The 6,307-nt window shown below is 62.1% G+C and carries 1 protein-coding gene; it reads left to right on the forward strand.

Going from position 1 to position 6,307, the window contains the following annotated elements; all coding sequences use genetic code 11:
- Window positions 1–6,307: amino acid adenylation domain-containing protein (locus ACWF6P_RS31605; protein WP_452623678.1), on the forward strand; the 6,307-nt coding region annotated here is incomplete at both ends.

Raw genomic sequence — 6,307 nt, forward strand, 5'->3', positions numbered from 1 at the left:
TGTTGGTGGTGGTTCGCGTGCGGCGTTGACTGCGCAGGTGCGTCCGGTTCGGGTTCCGTTGTCGTTGGCGCAGCAGCGCATGTGGTTCCTCAACCAGTTGGATACGAGCTCGGCAGGGAACAACGTCCCGGTTGCGATAACTCTCACCGGAGAACTGGACGTCTCGGGGCTGGAGCAGGCGGTCGCCGACGTTATCGGCCGTCACGAGGTTCTGCGCACGGTCTACCCCGAGGTCGACGGCGTCGGCTACCAAAAGATCGTTGCACCGGCTGATGTCGACGTGAACCTCGCTGCAACCTTGGTCTCGGATTCGGAGATCGTTTCCGAGGTAACGAACTTCGTAGCGGCAGGCTTCGACGTGACAACCGAGGTGCCGTTGCGCGCCAAGCTTTTCCAGATCAAGGCCGACGAGCACGTTCTGGTATTCGTGGTGCATCACATCTCGACCGACGGTTTCTCGATGGGCCCGTTGACCCGCGACGTCATGACCGCCTACTACGCCCGAACCAACGGCCAGGCTCCGACCTGGACGCCGTTGCCGGTGCAGTACGCCGACTACTCGTTGTGGCAGCGTGAGGTTCTCGGGTCCGAGGACGATCCGCAGTCCGTCATCGCGCAACAGATCACTTACTGGGCGCAAGCACTGGACGGCGTGCCCGAACAGTTGAATCTTCCGGGGGATCGGGCTCGGCCGGCGGTATTCTCCGGTCAGGGAGCGACATTCGAATTCTCGATCGGTCAGGAATTGCATGAGCGGCTGATCACCGTGGGCCGGGAACACAATGCGTCGATGTTCATGGTGGTCCATGCGGCTTTGGCGTCGCTTCTCGCTCGTCTGTCGGGAACAACGGATATCAACATCGGTGCACCGATGGCCGGGCGAGGTGAATCCGAACTCGACGATTTGATCGGAATGTTCGTCAACACCCTGGTTTTGCGTACCGAGGTTGATCCTTCGGCGGCGTTCACAACACTTCTGGCCTCGGCTCGGGAAACCGACCTTCAGGCGTTCGCGCACTCGGACCTTCCGTTCGAGCGGCTCGTGGAAGTGCTGGATCCCGTTCGGTCGAGAGCACATCACCCGCTGTTCCAGGTGGCATTGGCGTTCCAGAACCTGGGGCAGAACTCGTTGGCTCTGCCCGGTCTGACGGCCGCCGAGTTCGCAATCGACGAGACTGTGGCCAAGTTCGACCTGCAGCTCACGATCAGCGAGGTATCAGAAGGGCTGTCGGCGACGTTCACGTACGCGACGGATCTGTTCGACGAATCGACCGTCCGCGGATTCGCCGCACGATTGATGCGCATCCTGAATGGAATTGCGACGGACCCCGCGACTTCGGTGGGTGACATCGAAATCCTCGACGCGTCCGAGCGTGAGGTTCTGACGAGTCAAAGGGCTTCGTCAGGAGTAGCGCAGGCGCCGTTGGCCGAGATTCTTGCCGACGCTGCTGCGCATTACCCGGACAACGTCGCTTTGCGCTACCCCGGCACGGCGCAGGCCGCGGCCGGTAGGTCCATGACGTATCGCGAGGTCGACGAGTGGTCGTCGAAGCTGGCCCGCGTTTTGATCAACCGTGGTCTCGGGGCTGAAGATCTTGTGGCGGTGTCGATTCCGAGATCCGTCGAATCGGTACTCGCGGTCTGGGCAGTGTCGAAGACCGGGGCAGCGGTCGTTCCGATCGATCCGCACTATCCGGCAGACCGTATCGCGCACATGCTCAGCGACTCGGGTGCGAAGGTAGGCCTGACCCTCGACGTCGAACGCCCGAATCTCGCCGACGACGTCGAGTGGTTGGTCGTGGACGGACCGCTCGGCGAACAGATGATCGCCGGAGTGTCCGGAGCGCCAATCGATGCCGAGGAACGTGTCCGTCCACTGACGACTGCTCATCCGGCTTGGGTCATCTACACCTCCGGCACGACAGGACTGCCGAAGGGCGTTGTCGCGACCAACGCGGGACTGGCGAGCTTCAGTGTCACGCAGGCCGCGCATTACCTCGTGAAGCCCACCTCGCGGACATTGCACTTCGCGTCACCGAGTTTCGACGCGTCGATGCTCGAGTTGTTCCTCGCGGTGGCCACCGGCGCGACGATGGTCATCGTCCCGCCTGGCGTGTACGGCGGCGACGAACTGGCTGAGGTGTTCCGTAGCGAACGAGTCACGCATGCGTTCATCACACCCGCTGCGCTGGCATCGATGGACCCGAGCGGCCTGGACGACCTGACGGTGGTAGGCGTGGGTGGCGAAGCGTATTCGCCGGAACTGATCAGCAAGTGGACGACAGGGGACGGATCGGCCGCGTCGGCTTCGGCTCCCAGGACGTTCCTGAATGTCTACGGCCCGACCGAGACGACGATCGTGACGAACGTCAGCGTTCCGCTTCTGCCCGGTGACCGAATGGACATCGGCGCGACGATCGGTGACATGGCAGCCTTCGTCCTGGACACACGACTCAATCCAGTTCCACTGGGAGTCTCGGGCGAGCTGTATCTGTCCGGTCCTCAGGTGACCCGCGGCTATCATCGTCGTCCGGGCTTGAGTGCCGATCGATTCGTGGCAAACCCGCACGGTAATCCGGGTGAGCGAATGTACCGAACCGGTGACGTGGTGCGCTGGGTCGCTGGAACGGCACCCTCGACCTACGCCGTGGAATACGTGGGCCGCAACGATTTCCAGGTCAAGATTCGCGGTTTCCGTATCGAACTGGGCGAAATCGATGCATCGCTGACGGCACACCCTGAGGTCGAGTTCGCTGCGACGATGGGTACGACCCTGCCGTCGGGTGCTCCGGCGCTGGTGTCGTACGTGTTCACCGGAAAGCACGCTTCGGTCACTTCGGCGGAATTGATCGAATTCGTCTCCAGAACCCTTCCGGCCCATATGGTTCCGGCTTCGGTCATGGTCTCCTCGGACATGCCGCTCAGTCCGGCAGGCAAGCTGGACCGAAAAGCGCTCCCAGCACCGGTTTTCGAGACCAAGGAATTCCGCGCCCCGGTCACCGAGATGGAACAAATCCTGAGCGAGATCTTCGCGGACGTTCTCGGCCTGGATCGCATCGGCACCGACGACTCGTTCTTCGCTCAGGGCGGCGACTCGATCATGTCCATCCAACTCGTCTCTCGTGCGAAGGCACGTGGGGTCGTATTCGCACCCAGTGACGTCTTCGAGAGCAAGACTGTCGCGGCATTGGCCGAAGTGGCGAAGTATGCCGCCGACGTCGAGGCCGCGGTGGTGCTCGAGGAGTTGCCGGGCGGTGGAGTCGGCTGGATGCCGTTGACGCCGATCGAACGATTCATGGTCGAGCGCGGTGGCAGCTACAACCGATTCACACAGACGATGACTCTCGAGCTACCACTCGGAGTGCAGCGAGCCGACATCGTGCGAACACTCGCTGCAGTCGTCGACCACCACGACATGTTCCGCTCGCGGTTGATCTCCGACGGTCGCGGATGGGGAATGTCGGTCTCCGAGCCTGGAACCGTGGACGTCGAGGATTTGCTCAGCCGCGTGGATGTTGATGCGTCTGCGGATGAGTCGACAATTGTTCTCACGGCTTCCAAGGGCCTCGACGAGGCTCTCGGCCGGTTGAATCCGGCGGACGGCGTAATGGTTCAGTTCGTGTGGGTCGACTTCGGTCCCACTCGCACCGGGCGCTTGATCATTGCTGCACATCACCTGATCGTCGATGGGGTCTCCTGGCGAATCATCGTTCCGGATCTGGTGTCGGCTGCGGCTCAAATGGCCGGGGCGAGCGGAGCGACGGGGGATGTGGCTCTCGAGCCGACGGGTACGTCGATGCGACGCTGGGCTCACGCACTGTCCGACGAGGCGCATCGCGATTCGCGTGTGGCCGAGCTGGATACGTGGCGGAAGGTGTTGCAGACACCGGACCCGGTGCTGGGCAAGAGGGCGTACGACTCTGCCGTCGACGTTGCGGCAACGGTTCAGCGGATAAGCGTGACGGTCCCCGCTGAGGTGACCGAGACTCTGCTGACCACGCTGCCGGAGGTATTCAACGGCGGCGCCAACGACGGCCTGCTCGCTGGACTGGCACTCGCGCTGATCGAGTGGCGTCGCCGAGCCGGAATTGACTCGTCATCTGCCCTGCTGCAACTCGAGGGCCACGGCCGCGAAGAAGCCGTGATTCCTGGCGCGGATCTGTCAAGGACCGTTGGCTGGTTCACCGCTGCCTTCCCGATCAGTCTCGATCTTTCCGAGGTAGACCTGGGTGACGCTTTCGCCGGAGGTGATTCGGCGGGACGCGCGATCAAAGCAGTGAAGGAACAGCTGCTGGCGATCCCGGACAAGGGCGTCGGGTACGGACTGCTGCGCTACCTGAACGAAGACACGCGCGCAGTGCTTTCTCGCTTCGCCGGGGGACAGGTCAGCTTCAACTACTTGGGAAGAGTTGTCGCTGAGGATCTTCCGGCAGGTGTCGAGGGACTCGGGTGGCTGCCGGCCGGCGATTTCGCCAACGTGTCAGCACCCGAAGACGTCGACATGCCCGCAAACAAAGTCGTCGACATCAATGCGATCGTCAACGACGGCGCAGACGGTGCTGTTCTGGAGGCATCTTTCGCATACCCCGTCGGTGCCATCGACGGCGAGAGTGTCGAGGCATTTGCACAGATTTGGGTCGAAGCACTGACTGCCCTGGCGGAGCATTCTCGCTCCGTCGGAGCAGGTGGACTCACGCCGTCCGACGTGCCGCTTGTCTCTGTGAGCCAGCGGGATATCGACGGCTTCGAGAATCGATTCGGAACAGTGACCGACATCTGGCCGCTGGCGCCGCTGCAGTCCGGTTTGCTCTTCCACGCGATGTTGGCGGAATCCAGCGTCGACCTCTACTCGGTGCAGATGATTCTCACTCTGTCCGGGAAGGTTGATTCCGACCGATTGCGTACTGCAGCACAGGGAATCATCGACCGCTACGCGAACCTGCGAACGGTATTCACGGCCGACGACGACGGCACGCCGGTCCAGATAGTCCTCGCGGACGTCGACGTCCCGTGGCGGAACATCGATCTCAGCGATATTGCGGCCGTCGACCGTGAGGCAGCCCTGAACGAAGTTTTGACGGCTGACCAGGCGACGCACTTCGACATGGCGTCACCGCCGTTGATTCGGTTCACCTTCGTCACCATGGCGGAGGGGGACTATCGCTTGGTGGTGGCGAATCACCACATCATTCTCGACGGTTGGTCGGTGCCGCTGCTCTTGCAGAACCTGTTGGCGCTGTACGCGACGCGTGGTGACGACGCGGTTCTTCCGCGTGTGCGTAGCTATCGCAATTACCTGGCGTGGCTTGTCGATCAGGATCGTGATCGATCACTCGCAGCCTGGGCGGATGCGCTTTCCGGCGTCGAAGAGCCGACGCTGCTTGCTCAGGTCACAGGCGGACAGGAATTCACCGCGCTGTCACAGAAGCTGAACGTGTCGATGTCGTCGGAGACAACGACGGCGCTCACAGCTCTGGCCGCACGACTCGGGGTCACCGCCAACACGATCGTGCAGAGCGCGTGGGCGGTCCTGCTCGGTGCGTTGACCGGAACCGACGACGTTGTCTTCGGTGCAACAGTGTCCGGCCGGCCACCGGCGCTCACCGGCGTCGAATCGATGGTCGGGTTGTTCATCAACACCCTCCCTGTGCGGGTGCGCCTCGACGCCGCGGAGTCCGTCGAAGAATTGGTTGCCAGGGTCCAGATCGAGCAGGCGAGAATGCTTGATCATCACTATCTCGGTTTGACCGATGTCCAGAAAGCAGCGGACGTCGGAACACTGTTCGACACGTTGGTTGTATTCGAGTCGTACCCGGTCGACCGTGAGGGCCTCTCCGCACAGGCGGATGTTCTCGACGGAATGATGATCGACGACATCGCCTCGGACGATTCCACGAACTACCCGTTGACCCTGCTGATCGCACTCGACGAGCAGTTGCACTTGACGCTGCGGTACCTACCGGACTTCTTCGATGCCGACTACGCAACTGCGTTGCTGGACAGAGTTCTTCGACTGCTCTCCTCCGTAGCCACCGATCCTTCGGTGCGTGTTGGTGACGTTGATATTTTGGATTCTGTTGAGCGTTCGTTGGTGCTGGAGGGGTGGAATGACACGGCGCGTGAGGTTGCGGGCGTGTCGGTGTTGGACGGGTTCGATGCGCAGGTGCTGCGGTCTCCGGGTGCGGTAGCGCTCTCGTTCGAGGGGCAGTCGCTGTCGTATGCGGAGTTCGATGCTCGGGTGAATCGTTTTGCCAGGTATTTGGTTTCGGTGGGTGTGGGGCCGGAGTCGTTGGTGGGTGTTGCGGTT

The sequence above is a fragment of the Rhodococcus sp. NPDC055024 genome (genome assembly GCF_053608585.1).